Genomic DNA, 18,823 nt, shown 5'->3' on the forward strand with positions numbered 1-18,823 from the left:
CGCGGCATCGCAACGGGAAGCCCGCGCTAACGTCTTGTAACAATCGGCGGCCGGCGCCAGCCTTTCCCGACACGCCTTTCAACCTGCGCCGCGGCCCGCGTCAAGCGGCGCCGCGCCCGTGTCGAACCGGAAGCCGAATCGCGCCACCGTTTCGATCCGCGCGGAAAATGCATGCGCGGCCAGCTTGCGCCGCAACCGTACGACGAGCGCATTGACCGTTTCGGGCTCGATGTCCGCATCGCCCCACGCATAACGGAGCACGGCGTCGCGCCCGACCGGCCGCCCGGCTTCGCGCAGCAGGCATTCGACCACGCGAAATTCCCGCGCGCTGAGCGCGAGCCGCCGGCCACGCTCGTCGAGGGCGCGCGTCGCCGTGTCGAGCCGGATCGATTCACGCGTCGCGATGACGCCCGCGCGGCGCCACAGCGCGTGCAGCCGCTCGTGCAATTCGACGAACGAGCACGGATGGGCCAGGCACACGTCGCAGCCCGCATTCAGCATCTGCGCGCGCTGGGCGGACGTGGTGCCGGCAACGATCGCAGCAATCGCCGCGCTGCCCGCCGACGCGGCGAGCGGCGGCAATCCGTCGAGAAGCGCCGGCGCGGAAGCGCCATCGGTCGCGACGATCACGATTGCGTCGAACCGATCCTGCGTCGCCGCGAAACAGCCGTCGCGCCATTCGTCAACGCGCTCGACGCCGTGCATGCTTTCCCGAAACGCCTTGTCGAGCCGCGACGCGTCCGGCGTCGGCGGCGCAATCAGCAGGATGCGCATCGATCGGCCTCCTCCGTCACGCGAGCGAACGCGGCCAGCATTCGACCGTGATCGCCGCACCGGCCGGCTGCGCACCGCCGATCCGCAGCGCGAAACCGTGCACGCGCATCACCGCCGACACGATGCTCAACCCCAGCCCCGAGCCGTTCACGTGGCGCGTGCGCTCGCCACGATAGAAGCGTTCGAGCACCGCATTGCGCTCGCCGGGCGGGATGCCGGGCCCGGTGTCCTCGAACCGGACGAGCGGCCCATGCGACGTCGTCTGGAGCACGACGCGCACGCGGCCGCCGGGCGGCGTGAACTTGATCGCGTTGTCCGCGAGATTGCTGAACGCCTCGAACAGCAACGCACGGTCGCCATGGATGCCGTCGACCGCGGCCGCATCGAGTTCGAACGACACGTCGACCGCCTCGGCCAGCGGCTCGTAAAGCTCGCACACGTCGCGCAGCAAGGCCGCGACGTCGACCTCGGCAAAACCGCCGCGCCGGCTCAGCGTGCCGATCTCGGAAATGCGCAGCATCGCGCGAAAACGTTCGAGCAGCCGGTCGGTTTCGTCGCGCGCCGACGCCAGCAGCGCCGCCGACGCGGGATCGTGTGCGCAGAACGGCTGGTCGGCGAGCCGCGCCAGCATCGTATGCACGCGTGCGAGCGGCGTGCGCAGGTCGTGCGCGATCCCGTCGCAGGTATGGCGCACCTCGCCCATCAGCCGCTCGACTTCGTCGAGCATGTGGTTCACGAGATGCGCGAGCAGATCGAGTTCGTCATAGCCGCCGACCGGTAGCCGCTTGCCGAGATCGCCCTCGGCGATCTGCCGCGTGACGCGCCGGATCTCGGCGACGCGGCGCATCTGCCGCATGCCCAGCATGCTGCCGCCCGCGACGCCCGCGATCAGGATCGTCACGCCGCCGATCACGAGCCCGCGAATCGCGACGTCGCGGATCTGGATGAAATGCGACAGGTCGCGCGCGACGACCAGCGTCATCCCGTTGTCGCGGCGCACCGCCATCGCGCGCGTGATCGGCGACGATTGGCCGTCGAGCGGCGCGAGCGTGCGGTTCAGCGTCCGGCCGTGGCGATCGGTGCGCAGCCCGGGCGGTGTCGCGATGTCGCCGGCCACGCGGCGCCCGCTCGCGTCGAACAGCCCGTAGAAATTCGTATGCATGTGCTCGTGCTCGAGCCGCCGATGGATCGCGAGCGGCAACTCGGCATCGGGAATCGAATCGAAATAGATCAGTTGCCACGCGAGCACCTCGTCGGTGTCGTGTGTCATCGTATGCGTCGCGGCCACGCTGATCACGCCCGCGAGCAGCAGCAGCGACACCGAGAAGATCGCCGCGTACGCGCACAGCCAGCGAAACGTCGTCGTATGCCAGCGGCGCGTGAAATTCGCCGCGCGGGCTGCGTCCATCCGTGCCTCCGTCAAGCGAGCATGTAGCCCGATCCGCGCACCGTCTGGATCATCGGGTTCGCGCCGGGCGGATCGATCTTCTTGCGCAGCCGCCCCATGTGAACGTCGATCAGGTTGGTACCGGGATCGAAGTGATAGCCCCACACGGCCTCGAACAGCATCGTGCGCGTGATCGTCTGTCCCGCGTTGCGCATCATGAACTCGAGCACGCGGAACTCGGTCGGCAGCAGCGGAATCTCGTCGGCGCCGCGGCGCGCGCAGCGCGAAATGAGGTCGAGCTCGAGCGCGCCGACCTTCAGCAGCGTCTGCTGCGGCACGCCCGATGCCTGCCGGCGGCGCAGCAGCACTTCGATGCGCGCGCTCAGTTCGCCGGAATCGAATGGCTTCGTCAGGTAATCGTCGCCGCCCGCACGCAGACCGCGAATGCGCTCGTCGACGTCGCCGAGCGCGCTCAGCATCAGCACCGGCGTATCGATGCCGACCGTGCGCATCGCGGTCACGATCGCGAGACCGTCCGCCCCCGGCAGCATCCGGTCGAGCGTGATCGCGTCGTACGATGCGCTCATCGCACGCATCATCCCTTCGCGGCCGTTGTCGATCCAGTCGACCTCGAAGCCGCGTGCGGTCAGCTCGCCGACGATTTCGTTCGCGGTGACCGCATCGTCCTCGACCGTCAGTACTCGCATGGTTGCCCTCGCAATGAACGTCAAGACGGGCGCGCACGATGCGCCCGTCGCTATCGTAAGCGCCGCGATCGCCGCGCGGCGCCAGATGAAAATAGCTTCATCCTGCGTCGCGGCGCGCGCCTGTGAAACATGTTTCATCCGTGCGTCGGCCGCGCTGCGGCCGGGGCCGCCTACGCTGACGTCATGCGGCATCGGGCCGCGAAACCAGGAGCTACCGGATGAAACTGTCGACCACCGTCGCCTGCATGCTGCTCGCATGCGCGAGCACCGCCGCATTCGCGGGGCCGCACCTCACCCCGCAGGAATGCAACGCGTACCCGTTCGTGCACACGGGCAGCGACGTCACGCGTGCGGACCTCGTGCGCGAGCTGACCGAACTCGAACAGGTCGGCTACGATCCCGCCCATGCCAGCCCGTATTACCCCGACGATCTCGACGGCGCGAAGCATCGGCTCGCCGCCGAGTACCGCGCCGACTGCGCGCATGCGCTGACGGCCGACGCCGGCCCGCGACGCTGACCGCACTGCTCGAAGCGACGCGACGCGGCAGCGGGAAAAAACGAAAAGGCGGCACGTGCCGCCTTTTCTTCATGAACGCGCATGGTGGTGAACCCGATGCGCCGCGCTGCCGCTCAACGCGACATCATGTTCATGCTCACGTTGTGCATCACCCACAGCGTGCCGACGATCAGGATCGCGGCGGTCAGCACCGTATAGCTGAACGCCATCACGTTCCAGCGCTGGCCCGACGAGCCGTTCATGTGCAGGAAGTACACGAGGTGCACGACGATCTGCACGAACGCGAGCACGGCGAGCCCGATCAGCGACGCATGCGGCGACAGCACGCCGCCCATCACGAGGCCGAACGACGCGGCCGTGAGCAGCACCGACAGGATGAAACCGGCGACGTAGCCGCCGACACTGCCGTGCCCTTCTTCGAGTTGAGACGAATGCGAATGGGCCATTTAGATCACGCTCGCGAGATAGACAAAGGAAAACACGCAGATCCACACGATGTCGAGGAAGTGCCAGAACAGGCTCAGGCACGTCAGGCGTCGCAGGTCGCGATCGGTCAGGTCGCCGCCGCGCAACACGATCTGCGCGGCCAGCACGATCATCCACAAGAGACCTGCCGTCACGTGCAGCCCGTGCGTGCCGACCAGCGTGAAGAACGCCGACAGGAACGCGCTGCGCTGCGGGCCGGCGCCTTCCGCGATCAGGTGCGAGAACTCCCGCAGTTCCATCGCGAGAAACGCCGCGCCGAGCACGAACGTCACCGCGAGCCATGCGAGCAGCGCACCGCGCCGCTGCTTGTACGCCGCGAGCATCGCGAAACCGTACGTGATGCTCGACAGCAGCAGTGCGGCGGTTTCCACCGCGACGCCCGGAATGTCGAACAGCTCTTTCGCGGTCTGCCCGCCCGCGTACTGGTGGCCGAGCACCGCGAACGTCGCGAACAGCGCCGCGAAGATCACGCAGTCGGTCATCAGGTACAGCCAGAAACCGAACACCGAATGCGACGGCGGATGGTCGTCGTGCTCAAGCAGGGTTGCGCTCAAGGTTTTCTGCAACATCAGTTGGCCTCCAGTTCCACGTCGTCGACGCGCGCGGCCGTGCGCTTCGTCGGCTGCTTGTCTTCGGTCTTGCGCACCGTCGACGCAGGGATGTAATAGCCGTCGTTATCGCGCGAGCTGTAGATCACGAGCGTCGCGATGATTCCGACGAGCCCGCCGATCGCCATCCACCAGATGTGCCACACCAGCGCGAAGCCGAGCACCAGGCTGAAGACCGCGATCACGAGGCCCGCGCAGGTATTCGACGGCATGTGGATGTCGCGAATCGCTGCCGGGTTCGGCCGGCCTTCGCCGCGCGCCTTCATGTCCGCATACGCGTCGAGCGTGCGCACCTGCGGGATCACCGCGAAGTTGTAGTCGGCCGGCGGCGACGACGTCGCCCACTCCAGCGTGCGGCCGCCCCACGGGTCGCCCGTCGTGTCGCGGTACTCGGGCAGATGGCGGTTGCGGATGCTGACCACCAGCTGCAGCAGCTGGCACGCGATGCCGATCGCGATCAGCACGGCGCCGAACGCGGCGACCAGCAGCCACGGATGCCAGGCCGGGTTGTCGTAATGGTTCAGGCGGCGCGTCATGCCCATGAAGCCGAGCACGTAGAGCGGCACGAACGCGACGTAGAAGCCGACCTGCCAGAACCAGAACGCGGCCTTGCCGAGCTTCTCGTTCAGCTTGAAGCCGAACGCCTTCGGGAACCAGTAGTTGAAGCCCGCGAGATAGCCGAACAGCACGCCGCCGATGATCACGTTGTGGAAGTGCGCGATCAGGAACAGACTGTTGTGCAGCACAAAGTCGGCGCCGGGAATCGCCATCATCACGCCGGTCATGCCGCCGAGCGTGAACGTGACCATGAAGCCGATCGTCCACAGCACCGGCGTCGTGAATTCGATCCGGCCGCGGTACATCGTGAACAGCCAGTTGAACACCTTCACGCCGGTCGGAATCGCGATGATCATCGTCATGATCCCGAAAAACGCGTTCACGTTCGCGCCCGAGCCCATCGTGAAGAAGTGATGCAGCCACACGAGGAACGACAGCACCATGATCGCGCAGGTCGCGTACACCATCGTCTTGTAGCCGAACAGCGGCTTCTTCGCGAACGTCGCGATGACTTCCGAGAAGATCCCGAACGCCGGCAGGATCAGGATGTACACCTCCGGATGGCCCCACGCCCAGATCAGGTTCAGGTACAGCATCGCGTTGCCGCCGGCGTCGTTCGTGAAGAAGTGCATGCCGAGGTAACGGTCGAGGCCGAGCAGCGCAAGCGTCGCGGTCAGGATCGGGAACGACGCCATGATCAGCACGTTCGTGCAGAGCGCCGTCCACGTGAACACCGGCATCTTCAACAGCGTCATGCCGGGCGCGCGCATCTTGATGATCGTCACGAAGAAGTTCACGCCGGTCAGCAGCGTGCCGACGCCGGAGATCTGCAGCGCCCACAGATAGTAGTCGACCCCTACTCCCGGACTGAACTGCAGCTCCGACAGCGGCGGGTACGCGAGCCAGCCCGTCTGCGCGAATTCGCCGATCACGAGCGACAGGTTGATCAGGATCGCGCTGACCGCCGTCATCCAGAACGACAGCGAGTTGATGAACGGGAACGCGACGTCGCGCGCACCGATCTGCAGCGGCACGATGAGGTTCATCAGGCCGACCATGAACACCATCGCCATGAAGAAGATCATGATCACGCCGTGTGCCGTGAAGATCTGGTCATAGTGGTGCGGCGGCAGATAGCCGGGCGCGTTGTACGCGAGCGCGAGCTGCATGCGCATCATGATCGCGTCGGCGAAGCCGCGCAGCAGCATGATCAGCGCGACGATGATGTACATCACCCCGAGTCTCTTGTGGTCGACCGTGGTCAGCCATTCCGTCCACAGCCATTTCCATCGGCCGGTGATCGTCAGCGCGGCGAGAATGCCCAGCACGACCAGCCCCATGAAGGCGCCGGCCCCCATGATGATGGGCTGATCGAACGGGATCGCCGAAAGTGTGAGTTTGCCGAACATGCGTTACCCCTTCGTGCCGCAGGCGGCGTCCTTCAGGTCGAGGACGTGGCCATCGTTGTATTTCGCGATGATGTTGTGGAAGAGCCGCGGATCGACCGACGAGAAGTAGCGCACCGGCGCCTTCTCGCTCGGCTGCGCGACGCTGCCGTATACGGTCGCGTCGAGCCGGTCCGGCGACGCCTTCACCTTCTGCACCCACGCATCGAACTGCTCGCGCGGCTCGGCGAGCGTGCGGAACTTCATGTCCGAGAAACCGCGGCCGCTGAAGTTGGCTGACGTGCCCGCGTAATTGCCGGCCTCGTCGGCGATCAGGTGCAGGCGCGTCTGCATGCCGGCCATCGCGTAGACCTGGCCGCCGAGCTGCGGGATGAAGAACGAGTTCATCACCGAATCCGACGTGATGCGGAAGTTCACCGGCGTGCCGACCGGAATCGCGAGCTGGTTCACCGACGCGATGCCGAGCTCGGGATAGATGAACAGCCACTTCCAGTCGAGCGCGACCACCTCGACGTCGATCGGCTTCACCGCCGATTCGAGCGGCTTGTACGGATCGAGCTCGTGCGTGGTCTTCCACGTGAGCACGCCGAGGAACAGGATGATCAGCGTCGGCACCGTCCAGATCACGACTTCGATCGCGGTCGAGTGCGACCAGTTCGGCGCGTAGGCGGCGTTGCGGTTCGACGCGCGGTAACGCCACGCGAACCACAGCGTGAGCAGGATCACCGGCACGACGACGATCAGCATCGCCCACGTGGACGTCGCGATCAGCGCCTTTTCGGCCGCCCCCACGCTTCCTTTCGGATTCAGTACATCTAAATTACAACCTGACAGGCTCAATGCCGCGCCCATTGAAAGCAGCGCCGACCAGCCTCTTGAAGCTCTTCTTTTCATCACACAGCCCGAGGGTCATTGAATCCGTTTGCGTATGCCCGATGCGCATTCGATTCACGAAATTGGCCGAATCATACGTCGCGCGAGTGTGATGAAAAACCGGCGCATGCGGCAAATCATCATTGCAAAATCTGCCGTGAGTCACATTGTCGCGGGGCAATTTCACGCAGTCGCAAGCGCGCCCGGCACTTGCCGTGCCGGGCCACGATGGATGCGTGCGCAACTATGCGTCGCCGCTCGACGCGGCTCGTTTGCGCGGGACGGCCCGGTGTGCCGCGCGCTCAGTCGTGCGTCGACGCCATGTACGACGGCAACGCCGGCGCGGGGCCATCCCCAGCCGGCACCTTCGAATGACTGGCTTCCTGGATCAGCTTGCCGACGGTCGGATCGATTGCATCGGTGAACGGCTTCGGATCGATGCCGACCGCCAGCACGATCAGTGCGAGCGACGCGAACATCACGATCTCGCGGCGGTTCAGGTCGGCGAGCTTCGCGATCCGCTGGTTCGCGACCTTGCCGAACACCACGCGCTTGAGCATCCACAGCGTGTACGACGCGCTGAGGATCAGCGTGAGCGCGGCGATCGCGCCGATCCAGAAGTTGAAGCGGATCGCGCCCATGATCACCATGAACTCGCCGACGAACCCCGACGTGCCCGGCAGCCCGACGTTGGCCATCGCGAACAGCAGCGTGAAGGTCGCAAAACGCGGCATCACGCCGGCCACGCCGCCGTATGCGGCGATCTCGCGCTGCCGGGTGCGGTCCACGAGCACGTTCACGCACAACAGCATCGCGCCCGCCACGAAGCCGTACGACACGAGCTGCACGATCGCGCCTTCGACGCCGATCCGGTTGAACAGGAACAGCCCGAGCGTGACGATTCCCATGTGCGCGACCGTCGAATACGCGAGCAGCTTGCCGAGATCGGTCTGTGCGAGCGCGATCAGGCTCGCGTAGACGATCGCGAACAGCGAGAGCGCGATCACGGCCGGCGCGAAGAAGTGACTCGCGTCGGGCGTGATCGGCAACGCGAAGCGCAAGAACCCGTACCCGCCGAGCTTGAGCATCGCGAGCATCAGCGCGGCGCCCGTGGAGCCGTCGGTGTACACGTCGCTCAGCCACGTGTGGACCGGCCACATCGGCACCTTGACCGCGAACGCGGCGAAAAAGCCGAGGAACACCAGCAACTGCGGCGCGAAGCCGAGCTGCAACGTGCGCCACACGGCCATGTCGAACGTATGCGACTGCGCGTACAGGTACAGCATCGCCATCAGCAGCAACAGCGAGCCGGCGAACGAAATGAAGAAGAACTTCACGGCCGCATACACGCGGCGCTCGCGCCCCCACGTACCGATCAGCAGGTACAACGGAATCAGCGTCGCCTCGAAGAAGATGAAGAACAGCAGCCCGTCCTGCGCGACGAACACGCCGACCATCAGCCCCGACAGGATCAGGAACGACGCGTAGTACTGCGCGACGCGAACCGTGACCGATTCCCACGATGCCACCACTACCACGAGCGTCGTGAACGCGGTCAGCACGACGAGCCAGAGCGACGCGCCGTCGATGCCGACCCGCCAGCCGGCGTTGAATGCCGCCAGCCAGTCGCGTCTTTCGACGAACTGCATCGCCGCGGAATGCGCGTCGAAACCGGCCATCAGCGGAACGACGGCCGCCAGCCCGGCAATCGCTCCGACCAGCGCGATCAGTCGTATCCGGCGGAAATGCTGGTCGGAACCGGCGCGCAGCAGCCCCGCGCCGAACAGTATCGGAACCCAGATGGCCAGGCTCAGGAAGGGGAAATCATGCATGTCAACAACGCCTTGAGGAGGTCGCGCCTTCCATCGGGGAAAGGCGCGACGAAAGGAACGAAATCAAATCGACAGGTAGATTTCGTGAATCGCCAATGTTGGCTAAATGTAAAGCGGCATCACCGGAAAACTTGATGCCGCTCAAACGCGATCGGGTTAACCAGCATAAGGCGATTGATTATTTTTTGCAGCGCAGCAGAGCACTGTTTTTCGCCTTCTGCGTAATATACTGATTTATATGAGTAATTTTTTGTATTGTCCAAGGCGATGTGCCGCGAGAATAGACGCAGCGCCGCATTTTTGACATCAACCCGTCATTTCGAGGGGTTGGAACGACAAGGTTGATGTCTCGCGGCGCGGCGATCGCGTGGGGCAGTCTGCCTTACACGAATACTTTCGTTTTTATTTCAGTTGATCTCGTGCAGTGCAGCCCGGACGAAGCGTTGTCCTCGCCCGCCTCTTTCGCGCGATCGCGCCGCTCACGCCGACGGACTCACGCGATCCCATATCCGCACCATTTCGTCCCCTTCGGCTTACATCAGCTTGGCTGAGGTGTCCGGAAGAACGGGAGAAGGCCATGGAGACAAACGCGACAGTTGCTGCGCCACCGGGCCCAGTGACCGCAGCCACGGCGCTTGCGCAATCGACGAGCCGTCGGCTTGGTAGCCCGTCGACGAAAGCTCACTCGCTTCGAGGTTCATCGACATATTGCCGGCAACGCGATCAGCCGCGGCGGTGGCGAGCACTTGCGCACGCACCGGCCTTAATCGGCAAGACATGCAAATACCTTGAACAATTTGCGCCACCGGTCACTTAAACTAAATTATTAAATCAAAAAAAGTAAACTATTACAGCAATCCACAAATATTAATAACGATAAAAACATTTCAGCTCGACGCTTGACAATGTCTGACGAAATATTCTTTGCGTTAACATGGCCGCTACATAGAATAAATTTGCCCGATAGATTCACCACGAATCGAAAGGCAGCACAATTACATCAAGGCCGATAGCTTCATTCGTTAATTGTGACTTTCATTAATCAAGAGAAATGGAGATTGATATGAGCACGCAAGCCGCACACTCCGAAAATGACCTCCCCCCGATCTCCGATGCGGAGGCGAAGGCAGGTTATGCCGATTCCAGGCAATATGACGGACAGCGCATCAAGGCGTCCGACAGCCCCATCATCTACCTCGTTATTAATGGGGCGCGCCACACCATTCCGGATTGGCCCACATACGAAAACCTGTTCATTCCGGGGAGCCCCATCAAAACCAACAATTCTCTCGTTTCCCGTATCCCGTTGGTCGGCGCGCTGTCCAACGGAGCCTATCTCGCCCAAGGAAAAACGAGCGGATCGAAATATTTGGTGACGAACGGTCAGAAGCGTTTGATTCCGGACGAAGCCACATTCGAAAATTTTTCTTTCAATCCCAGGAAGATCAATCTCCTTGATGAAAATATTCTCAATTCGATCCCCCTGGGGTGAAGACATCGACTAATGGCTCTGCTCCGCGCGCCGCGCATCAGGCGTGTCCGGCCGTCACCAGGATGACGTAGAGCGGCCGTCTTGACGCGGAGTCGTGGCGGTTGGCGCGGCTCAGCGTGGCCTGCCGGACCGAGCAGCGGGTGTCACCGGGGCGGGGGAGCGTAGGTTGTGCCGCATGCTCCCCCGCCCCGCTCTGCAGCGCCGCTTTTACTTAATGGGCGCTTGAGGTTTCCGAGAGTTTATCCAGGACGGCGCGGCTCAGGTTTGCACCTGAGATCGCGCATCCGGTCTGCCTTGTCGGGCGTCGTGGCCGCGTCACCGCAACGGTTCGGCACGGACGACACTTGCAGCCACACCACGGCGCGGCAATTGCGACGGCCGCAACTGGCGAAGCACCTCGCTCATCGCGCTCAATACCCGCCAGGCTTGTAAGTCAATTTGATCGTGAAAAAGAAAAAGCCCCACAAGTCCGAGAACTTGCGGGGCTTTGTCACCGCTTTTGGCGGAGACGGAGGCCGCCAAATCAATATCCAATGGCATCCATGTCAATCCAAATACAATCCAATAAATCAAATACTTGCATCGTCCAAGCGTTCAATTTACGCTTATGACATCCAATCCCACCCAACGTTTCACGATGGGCCAATTGATGGGCCAGAATCGATGCTAACTGACAAGCAAGCCAAAGCACTCAAGCCAACCGACAAACCCGTCTTCGACGGCAAAGTAACCGGACTGCTGCTCACCCCAACGAAGTCGGGCTGCAAATGGATCTTACGTTTCACCAGCCCCGTGACCCGCAAGCGCCGGGACGCAGGACTCGGCACCTATCCAGAAATCTCGATCGCTGAGGCTCGGGACAAAGCGCTTGCCATGCGCAAGCTCATCGATAGCGGAGAAGATCCGATAGACCACCGCAATCGGGAACGCGAAGCTACCGCCATTGCCACCGCGGCTCTTACGTTCGAAAAGGCGGCCCGCCAAGTCCACGAAGAATTGAAGCCCGGCTGGAAGAGCGAGAAGCATGCAGCTCAATGGATCAACACCCTCGAAACCTACGTCTTCCCCAAACTCGGCAATCGCAAGCTCGACACGATCGGCCCCGGCGACTGCGCAGACGTCCTCCGCCCGATCTGGCTGACGAAGGCCGAGACAGCCAGTCGCACGCGCCAACGCATGCATGCTGTCATGCAGTGGGCCTGGGCGCATGGTCATATCGCAGCAAATCCCGTCGCGGTCGTCGACCACATCCTCCCCAAACAGTCGACCAAAGCGGAACACCAACCGGCTATGCCCTGGCGCCAAGTCCCCAAATTCGTCGCAAGCCACCTTGCAAAACACGAGCCTACGGATAGCACTCGTGCAGCCCTGCTCTTCCTGATACTCACCGCAACCAGAAGCGGCGAAGTTCGCGGCGCGACGTGGGATGAATTCGATCTATTTGGACACGTTTGGATCATCCCCGCTACGCGCATGAAAGCAAAAGAACTGCATCGCGTCCCGCTGTCTGAGAAGGCGCTGGAACTCATCAAGGCTCTCCGACAGCATCAACTGCACGAAACGCTTGTCTTTCCGTCCCCACGCGAAAAAGTACTGAGCGACATGGCCCTAACCGCCCTTCTCCGCCGCGTTAAAGCCGAGAGTGATGCATCCGGCCGCGTCGCGACCGCTCACGGCTTCCGTTCCAGTTTCCGGGATTGGGCCAGCGAACATGGGTATGCTCGCGACCTAGCCGAACGCGCGCTAGCTCATGCCGTCAAGAATCAGGTCGAAGCGGCATATCACCGTACAGACCTACTTGAACAGCGACGACCACTGATGGAAGCATGGGCACTGCACGTCTTATCGGGAAGCTAAAGAGATATGACGGACTACAGGCCGCCACCCCGTACGCCGTCCGCTCTGGCCGAGAAACACCAATGCAGGCGCCCCTGAACGTGCACTGGTTCACATCGCTGGCCGACGCCAGGGAGCAGATTGAGCGATGGCGGGTCGAATACAACGAGAGTCGGCCTCACAGGGCTCTCGGTGAAGTGCCGCCTGCCGAATACGTCCGTCAGTTGGGCCTGCAGGCCCAACTGACGGACCAACAGAACGCCGAAGACTAACATTGCCTTTGGCACTGAAAACCGGGACCGTTCACCCTGAACTTTACTAGACTCCGGATGGCACTGTTTGTAGGGAGCGGGTCAAGCTCACGCCGTCAAAAATCAAGTCGAGGCCGCTTATCACCGTACCGACCTGCTGGAGCAGCGGCGCCCACTCAAAGATACATGGACGGAACACGTCTGCTCCGCCTGATCTGCTCATGTAAGAAAAGGGCATAATAGCTACACGTGCGGACAGCCTGCAGCTGTCGCTGCGACAGCTACAGCCCGGCATTTTGCGAGTGGAAAATACTCGCCCGGCTCGCAACGCCAGCGAAGTTTTCTCACCCTGATACTGCAGCGACCGGAATCGGCGATCGTCCAGTTCCCGTTACGAACCGCTGCAACCGATCCCACGCCGCAAGATAGTGGTGCTTCGGCACTGCAGCCAATTGTTCGTCATGCACGACTAAAAGCCGTTCCACATCAGCAGCTTCGTTCTCGCGAAGCATCCATGACTCGCCGCGCTCGGCTCGCGCAATACAAGCATCCAGCACAGCTTCAGCTCGGCGGTAAAGGTCGAGATCCGAGCCAGATGCAGTCTCATTTCGCATAAAGAAAGCCAGATAGACGACTCGAAGCAGGGAAACAACTTGGTCGCAATCTCCGTTTCCCGAGCGAACCACGGCCAGCGCCAAGTGATGCGCAAGCGACAGCGATCGCACTTTTTCGGTCGATAGTGGTAGCAGCATCTCTTTTGTTAAAGCTGAGCGGCTGCCTCGCCCCATCGTATTTCTTCCCACCCGTTATCTCCTGCCCTCGCACAGCCCATGAGATTGGTCGTGATCGCGACGCTCGTGTGCTCGTAAAGCTTTGTATTGGAACCGTGGCGTGTTTCCCGTCAGCGGATCGCGGCGAATATCCGGGGTAAGTCAAGATGCTCGCCTAGCGTGGTCGCAAGCCGGTCGAGGGAGGCTTCACGTAGCGCTGAATAGTCGATCTTCTCTGTAGCATTGAGGCCGGCCCACTTCAGCAATGCGGCACAGGCGGCTGGTGTGTCGAACAGGCCGTGAACATAGGTCGCAAGAATTTGGTCGTCGTCAGAGCGCGCGCCGTCCGCGCGTGACCCGGCAGCCGTCGTGAGGTGCAATGCCGGTAAAGCAAGCGCGGGCCCGGTGGTTTCGCCCATATGGATCTCATAGCCGACCACGGTGGGGGCGCTTGACAGTGATAGCGTACCGGTCACGTTCGCGAGCGTCTTTTCGCGGGTAAGCGTAGTAGAGAAGTCTAGCCAACCGAGGCCGGCTACCGTGCCCGGCGCGCCTTCGACGCCATGTGGATCGGCCACTTGCCGCCCCAGCATCTGCATGCCCCCGCAAATACCAATCACTTTTCCGCCATAGCGTAGGTGTCGTTGCAAGACCCTATCCCAGCCTTGAGAGCGCAGGAACGCGAGATCGCCCTGAACGTTCTTCGAGCCCGGCAGCACGATTAGATCCGCACGCGGTGGGGGGCTGTTGCGTACATACTGGAAGTCGACTTGCGGATGCACCCGCAACGCATCGAAGTCGGTATGGTTGCTTATATGCGGCAGCGCCGGCACGATGACGCGTAGCTTGTCTGTAGCCTCACCGGCGCGCGCTGGAAGCAGCTCACGCGGAAGCATGTCCTCGGCATCGAGGGTGAGACCATGCAGATACGGCACCACGCCAAACACCGGCTTATTGGTCCGTGCTTCGAGCCAATCTAGCCCTGACTTTAGCTGCCCGATATCACCACGAAACCGGTTGATCACGAATCCTCGCACTCGTGCCTGCTCGCTTGCTGACAGACACGCGAGCGTCCCTATCAGATGCGCGAATACTCCACCGCGGTCGATATCCGCCACCAACACTACCGGACAGTCGACCGCTTCCGCAAACCCCATGTTGGCGATGTCGCGATCGCGTAGATTTACCTCAGCAGGGCTTCCCGCGCCTTCAACGAATATTGTATCGAACTTCGTTTGCAGACGCCGGTACGACGCCAGCACTGCCTCGAACGCGACCGGCTTATAGTCGTGATACGCACGCGCGTCGAGATTCATCCTCGCCTTGCCATGGATAATTACCTGCGAGCCAAAACCGCTTGTCGGTTTAAGCAGCACTGGATTCAGATCGGTATGTGCATCGATGCCTGCGGCGATCGCCTGCAATGCCTGCGCTCGGCCGATCTCGCCGCCGTCGGCGGTCACAGCGCTATTGAGCGCCATGTTTTGCGGCTTGAACGGCGCGACGCGTACGCCGGCACGTTGCGCAAGACGACACAGGCCCGCGACGAGCGTGCTCTTACCGGCATCAGACGTCGTGCCTTGGATCATCAACGTGCCGTGCGGCACGAGCGGGGATGTTTGTGGCGGAGAGTTCGAGGGAGCAGTCACGAGGTGGTTCGACACTATAAGAGACCTGTTCAAAAAACCTGCTCAACCCGCCTGACGATATTCCAACAGACGAGCGAGCAGCCGAGTTTGAGGAACGCTTCGTGAATGTCCGCGCGACGATCGAAGCGAATGCCTAGACGACGGAAATAGTGGAACCAAGAGTGAGTACGTTCGACGACCCACCGATACGCGCCGAGTCCGCTGCCGTGTTCGATTCGACGCTGTGCGATCACGGGCCTGATGCCGCGTTCGCACAGCGCGCGCCGGTGCCGCTTGGAGTCGTAGCCCCGATCGGCATAGACGACGCCGAGTTTCTGAAGCGCTCGGCCACGCACGCCTCGAATCGACGGAATCGAGTCGATACGCGGCAGCAGTTGCGTTACGTCGTTGGCGTTTGCGCCGATCAGGATTGCGACGACGGGAATTCCGTTGGAGTCTACGAGGATGTGATTCTTGGAGTCCGGATGTGCGCGATCCGTGGGGTTCGGGCCAGTTTTTCGCCCGCCCCAACCGCACGTACCGACGATGAATCGACCGCAGCGTATGAAAGGTCGAACTGGCCCGTCGCACGCAGCTTGTCGCGCAACAATTCGTGCAGCCGATCCCACGCGCCAGTCTTTTGCCAGTCGTCTAGTCGACGCCGGCAAGTCACGCCCGAGCCGAATCCCAGCCGGGTCGGCAAGTGGTTCCAACGGATGCCTGTCCTGAGCACGAACAGGATGCCGTTGAGCGCCACGCGATCCAGCACACGCGGACGCCCCGGATCGCTCTTCGCGCGAGGTTTCACGACAGGCAGCAAGGGTTCGATCAGTTTTCACAGCTCGTCGTCAAATGATCGGCGCTTCCATCCTTGGACTCCCGTTGTTCCGGTGCCCAAGGTTAACAAATTGCCGAAGAAGTAAACAGCCCCCTCTCAGGGAATTTGAACTGGCCTCTAAGCGTTTGATGGAAAGTAGCACAAAGCTCAGCAAAAAGAGTTGTTTTTTGGTGCAAACGCCCCCTTCGCATACAGCGTCGAATCCGCGAACCCTTTGGCGTCGAGCACGCGCCCGATCAGGATCAGCGCGGTGCGCTCGATCTGCGTGCCCTGCACCTTGCCGACGATGTCGGCCAGCGTGCCCGTCACGCGTTCCTCGTCGGGCCAGCTCGCGCGATAGATCACCGCCACCGGGCAATCGGCGCCGTAATGCGGCAGCACTTCCTCGACGATGCGCGCGAGATGGCGCACGCCGAGATGGATCGCGAGCGTCGCGCGATGCGCGGCGAGCGCGCCGAGCGCTTCGCCTTCCGGCATCGTCGTCTTGCCCGCGAAGCGCGTGAGGATCACCGTCTGCGCAACGCCAGGCAGCGTCAGCTCGACGCCGAGCGTCGCCGCGCACGCGGCCGTGGCCGTCACGCCCGGTACGATTTCGTACGGAATCCCAAGCGCTTTCAGACGGCGGATCTGTTCGCCGATCGCGCCGTACAGCGACGGGTCGCCGGAATGCACGCGCGCAACGTCCTGCCCGTTCGCGTGCGCGGCGGCGAGCAGCGCGACGATCGCCTCGAGGTCGAGCTCGGCCGTGTTGACGACCCGCTCCGCGCGATGACCGTCGAGCACGGCGGCCGGCACGAGCGAGCCCGCATACAGGATCACCGGGCACGTGCGCACGAGGCGCTGGCCCTTCACCGTGATCAGCTCCGGGTCGCCGGGGCCCGCGCCGATGAAATACACCGTCATCGAAATTTCTCCGTCAATTCGTGGGAAGACCGCTGCGTCGCGTCACGCGCGCGCGGCCGGATCGAGTGCGTCGATGAGCGCCGTGACCGAGTCGAACGCGCGGTCGGCATCGGGCAGCGGCGGCCGGCGCAGCATCACGACCGGCAGCCTGCGTTCGCGCGCGACGTCGAGCTTGGCCTCGGTGGCCGCGCCGCCGCTGTTCTTGCTGACGACGACGTCGATGCCGACGAGCGCGAACAGCGCGCGCTCGCCGTCGGGCGTGAACGGCCCGCGCGCGGCGACGATCTGCGCGCGGGCGTTGCCGGGGTGCGCATCGAGGCAGCGCACGAGCCAGAACTGGTGCGGCGGGATCGCGTCGAGATGCGCGAGCGGTTCGCGGCCGAGCGTGAACAGCGGGCGCCTGAACGGCGCGAGCGCGGCCTCGATGCCGGCCCAGTCGTCGACCATCCGCCAGTCGTCGCCCGGCTGCGGCGCCCACGGCGCGCGGCGCAGCGCCCACAGCGGCACGCCTGCGTCGCGCGTCGCCGTCGCGGCGTTCGCGCTGATTTGCGCCGCATACGGATGCGTCGCGTCGATCACGAGGCCGATGCCGGCGTCGCGAAGATATGCGGTCAGCCCGGCCGCGCCGCCGAAACCGCCGACGCGCACGTCGCAGCGCAAGTCGTCGGGCGTCTTGCCGAGACCGGCGAGACTGTAGACATGATGCGGGCCGAGCGCGCGCGCGATTTTCAGTGCATCGCCGGTGCCGCCGAGCAGCAGGATGCGCGGGCTCATCGGGCCGCCCCGACGAAGCGGCCCTGCCGGTCGATCGCGAACATCTCGACCGCGACCGACGGCGGCACGATGTCGCGCGCCACCCGCAGCGCCTGTGCGCAAACGAGATCGCCGAGCGGCACGCCGTCGGCCTGCGCCAGTTTCAACGCTTCCTGGCTCGTGTTGGCCGCGCGCATCGCGGCCTGCAGCGCCTCGTTCGCGCCGGCTTCGGCCGCCCACTGCGCGAGCAGCGGCAGGTCGATGCTCGAATGGCGGCTGTGCAGGTCGAGATGGCCGGCCGCGAGTTTGCTCAGCTTGCCGAAGCCGCCGCACATCGACAGGCGCGCGACGGGCGCGCGCCGCAGGTGCTTGAGCACCGCGCCCGCGAAATCGCCCATCTCGATCAGCGCCATGTCGGGCAGGTGGTAGTGCGCGCGCATCGCGTCCTCGCTGGCGTTGCCCGTGCAGGCGGCGATATGCGCGATGCCATTCGCCCGTGCGACGTCGATGCCCTGATGAATCGACGCGATATAGGCCGAACACGAGAACGGCCGCACGATGCCGGTCGTGCCGAGGATCGACAGCCCGCCGACGATGCCCAGGCGCGGGTTCATCGTCTTCAGCGCGAGCATCTCGCCGCCTTCGACGCCGATCGTCACGTCGAAGCCACCCGCGTAGCCGTGCTCGGCCGCAAGCGCCTCCAGGTGCGTGGTCATCATCTGGCGCGGCACCGGATTGATCGCCGGTTCGCCGACCGGCAGCGTCAGCCCCGCGCGCGTGACCGTGCCGACGCCCGGCCCGGCATGAAAGCGCACGCCGGGCACCGCCGCGAGCGCGACGCGCGCGAAGATCAGCGCGCCATGCGTGACGTCCGGATCGTCGCCGGCATCCTTGATCGTGCCGGCTTCGGCGCCTTCAGCCGTGGCGCGGCAGAACTCGAGCCGCATCATCACGCGCTGCCCCTTCGGCAGCACGATCTCGACCGCGTCGTCCGCGTGGCCCGCGAGCAGCAGCCGCGCGGCCGCGAGCGACGTCGCGGTCGCGCAGCTGCCGGTCGTGTAGCCGAAGCGCAGCGGCGCGGGCTGTTCGGGGGTTTCGTCGCGCATCACACGAAAGAGTCGCTTGACATGTTCTCAGAACTCGTCACGCGACAGGTTATCGAGTCCATGATGTCGACTCACGCCATTTCAGTCGAATCACCAA

18 protein-coding genes and 1 pseudogene are annotated in these 18,823 nt (G+C 63.4%); 4 read left to right on the plus strand and 15 right to left on the minus strand.

Features of this window, described 5'->3' with window-relative positions; all coding sequences use genetic code 11:
- Positions 1-78: 78 nt before the first annotated feature.
- From CFB81_RS10450 to CFB81_RS10460, 3 genes are read right to left on the minus strand one after another with little or no spacing between them, the layout of a single operon-like run.
- Positions 79-774: a response regulator transcription factor gene (locus CFB81_RS10450; protein ID WP_069617704.1), complete on the minus strand. Its 696-nt coding sequence runs from the start codon at positions 772-774 to the stop codon at positions 79-81.
- Positions 775-790: 16 nt separating this feature from the next.
- Positions 791-2,182 carry a HAMP domain-containing sensor histidine kinase gene (locus CFB81_RS10455; protein WP_089435231.1) on the minus strand — a complete coding sequence of 464 codons (1,392 nt, stop codon included), beginning with the start codon at positions 2,180-2,182 and terminating at the stop codon, positions 791-793.
- 11 nt (positions 2,183-2,193) lie between these two features.
- A complete protein-coding gene (locus CFB81_RS10460; protein WP_050013034.1) occupies positions 2,194-2,868 on the minus strand; it encodes a response regulator transcription factor in 675 nt (224 codons plus the stop codon).
- A 218-nt stretch (positions 2,869-3,086) separates the two neighbouring features.
- Here CFB81_RS10460 and CFB81_RS10465 point away from each other — a divergent pair, with 218 nt between their 5' ends.
- A complete protein-coding gene (locus CFB81_RS10465; RefSeq protein ID WP_069617706.1) occupies positions 3,087-3,386 on the plus strand; it encodes a DUF4148 domain-containing protein in 300 nt (99 codons plus the stop codon).
- A 113-nt stretch (positions 3,387-3,499) separates the two neighbouring features.
- Here CFB81_RS10465 and cyoD read toward each other — a convergent pair whose 3' ends face one another.
- From cyoD to CFB81_RS35365, 6 genes are all read right to left on the minus strand, one after another.
- Positions 3,500-3,832: a cytochrome o ubiquinol oxidase subunit IV gene (gene cyoD / locus CFB81_RS10470; RefSeq protein WP_059573658.1), complete on the minus strand. Its 333-nt coding sequence runs from the start codon at positions 3,830-3,832 to the stop codon at positions 3,500-3,502.
- Entirely contained in the window at positions 3,833-4,441 is a 609-nt protein-coding gene (cyoC, locus tag CFB81_RS10475; protein WP_027784811.1) for a cytochrome o ubiquinol oxidase subunit III, read from the minus strand.
- On the minus strand, positions 4,441-6,447 hold the full coding sequence (cyoB, locus tag CFB81_RS10480) for a cytochrome o ubiquinol oxidase subunit I (protein WP_069617707.1): 2,007 nt from the start codon (positions 6,445-6,447) through the stop codon (positions 4,441-4,443). The genes cyoC and cyoB overlap by 1 nt, the downstream gene beginning before the upstream one ends.
- 3 nt (positions 6,448-6,450) lie before the next feature.
- A complete protein-coding gene (gene cyoA, locus CFB81_RS10485; RefSeq protein ID WP_069617708.1) occupies positions 6,451-7,338 on the minus strand; it encodes a ubiquinol oxidase subunit II in 888 nt (295 codons plus the stop codon).
- Between the two features lie 281 nt (positions 7,339-7,619).
- Positions 7,620-9,149: a NuoM family protein gene (locus CFB81_RS10490; RefSeq protein WP_089435232.1), complete on the minus strand. Its 1,530-nt coding sequence runs from the start codon at positions 9,147-9,149 to the stop codon at positions 7,620-7,622.
- A 533-nt stretch (positions 9,150-9,682) separates the two neighbouring features.
- Positions 9,683-9,895, minus strand: coding sequence for a hypothetical protein (locus tag CFB81_RS35365; protein WP_143328574.1), 213 nt, complete (start codon positions 9,893-9,895; stop codon positions 9,683-9,685).
- A gap of 317 nt (positions 9,896-10,212) precedes the next feature.
- Between CFB81_RS35365 and CFB81_RS10495 the strand changes: the two genes are divergently transcribed.
- From CFB81_RS10495 to CFB81_RS10505, 3 genes are all read left to right on the plus strand, one after another.
- Positions 10,213-10,641 (plus strand): hypothetical protein, encoded by a 429-nt coding sequence (locus CFB81_RS10495; protein WP_143328575.1) that lies wholly within the window; start codon positions 10,213-10,215, stop codon positions 10,639-10,641.
- A 444-nt stretch (positions 10,642-11,085) separates the two neighbouring features.
- On the plus strand, positions 11,086-12,498 hold the full coding sequence (locus tag CFB81_RS10500) for a tyrosine-type recombinase/integrase (protein WP_256976028.1): 1,413 nt from the start codon (positions 11,086-11,088) through the stop codon (positions 12,496-12,498).
- Entirely contained in the window at positions 12,468-12,749 is a 282-nt protein-coding gene (locus tag CFB81_RS10505) for an integrase core domain-containing protein (RefSeq protein ID WP_373452644.1), read from the plus strand. The genes CFB81_RS10500 and CFB81_RS10505 overlap by 31 nt, the downstream gene beginning before the upstream one ends.
- 323 nt (positions 12,750-13,072) lie before the next feature.
- Here the strand turns inward: CFB81_RS10505 and CFB81_RS10510 are convergent, their stop codons facing one another.
- The 6 genes and pseudogenes from CFB81_RS10510 to CFB81_RS10535 form a co-directional block, all read right to left on the minus strand.
- Positions 13,073-13,480 carry a hypothetical protein gene (locus CFB81_RS10510; RefSeq protein ID WP_089435235.1) on the minus strand — a complete coding sequence of 136 codons (408 nt, stop codon included), beginning with the start codon at positions 13,478-13,480 and terminating at the stop codon, positions 13,073-13,075.
- A gap of 149 nt (positions 13,481-13,629) precedes the next feature.
- A complete protein-coding gene (locus CFB81_RS10515; protein ID WP_089435236.1) occupies positions 13,630-15,087 on the minus strand; it encodes a cobyric acid synthase in 1,458 nt (485 codons plus the stop codon).
- A gap of 89 nt (positions 15,088-15,176) precedes the next feature.
- A pseudogene (locus tag CFB81_RS10520) lies at positions 15,177-15,995 on the minus strand (IS5 family transposase).
- Between the two features lie 116 nt (positions 15,996-16,111).
- A complete protein-coding gene (cobM, locus tag CFB81_RS10525; protein ID WP_089435237.1) occupies positions 16,112-16,867 on the minus strand; it encodes a precorrin-4 C(11)-methyltransferase in 756 nt (251 codons plus the stop codon).
- Positions 16,868-16,909: 42 nt separating this feature from the next.
- The gene (locus CFB81_RS10530) at positions 16,910-17,641 is read right to left on the minus strand and encodes a cobalt-precorrin-6A reductase (RefSeq protein ID WP_089435238.1); all 732 of its coding nucleotides are present in this window, start codon (positions 17,639-17,641) and stop codon (positions 16,910-16,912) included.
- Positions 17,638-18,726, minus strand: a complete 1,089-nt coding sequence (locus CFB81_RS10535; RefSeq protein WP_089435239.1) for a cobalt-precorrin-5B (C(1))-methyltransferase — start codon at positions 18,724-18,726, stop codon at positions 17,638-17,640. Before CFB81_RS10535 ends, CFB81_RS10530 begins: the two co-directional genes overlap by 4 nt.
- Positions 18,727-18,823: the final 97 nt, after the last annotated feature.

Origin of the sequence: Burkholderia sp. AU28863 (assembly GCF_002223195.1) — a bacterium.
GTDB classification, from domain to species: Bacteria; Pseudomonadota; Gammaproteobacteria; order Burkholderiales; family Burkholderiaceae; genus Burkholderia; species Burkholderia sola.